Source organism: Pedobacter sp. 01N416, assembly GCF_056399685.1.
Map to the genome: position 1 here is coordinate 1 of NZ_JBFTRT010000971.1, position 816 is coordinate 816.

Genomic DNA, 816 nt, shown 5'->3' on the forward strand with positions numbered 1-816 from the left:
GTAATAAACCGATCATATGGCATATCGCGGTTAAAGGCTTTAATCACCCAGTCGCGATAACTCCAGATATTTCGGTTAGGATCACTCTCGTAGCCTTTAGTATCGGCATAACGTGCTATATCCAGCCACATCGATGCCCAGCGCTCGCCAAATTTAGGCGAAGCCAGCAAACTATCAACCAGCACATTGTAGGCTGCCTGTTCGTCTTTACTGTTCAAATAGAATTTGGCCAGTTTATCTGATGGGTAAGTACCGATCAGGTCTAAACTTACCCTTCTCAATAGGGTAGCCTTATCAGCAGTTTTAGATGGCTCAAGTTTATTTTCCTCAAGCTTTGCAAAAATAAATTTATCCAGATCGTTGCGTATCCAATCATTATCCACATCTGGCAATTCAGTCGGTTTTACACTAACATAAGCCCAATGGTTGCCCCATTTTGCACCTTGTTTTATCCAACCACTCAAAATATCAATTTCATCATTATTTAAAGCAGGGTGCTTATATGGCATCCTTTCTTCAGGATCGTTTGATTTTAAGCGTTTGATAAATTCACTATCCTCAGGATTGCCTGGAATAATTGCAGGCTTGCCGCTTTTGGTTTTAGCCAAAGCCTCTTCCCTAAACAACACGCTAAAACCGCCTTGTTGTTTAACCCCGCCATGACAGGAGATACATTTTTTATTTAAAATGGGCTTAACCTGCGTGTTAAAATCGATCGGTTTCTCCGACGAGAAAAGCGAAAAGGCTATTAAGGTAATCACAACCAGCACGAAGCCTGTTGCAAATAATATTTTCTTTTTTAATAACATTTTGGTT

Annotated in this window: 1 protein-coding gene; it reads right to left on the reverse strand. The window is 40.4% G+C overall.

Translation table 11 applies throughout. The annotated features are described in order from the left end of the window. On the reverse strand, window positions 1-816 hold an 816-nt coding region (locus AC1DND_RS28740; RefSeq protein WP_477586363.1), incomplete at both ends, for a DUF1549 domain-containing protein.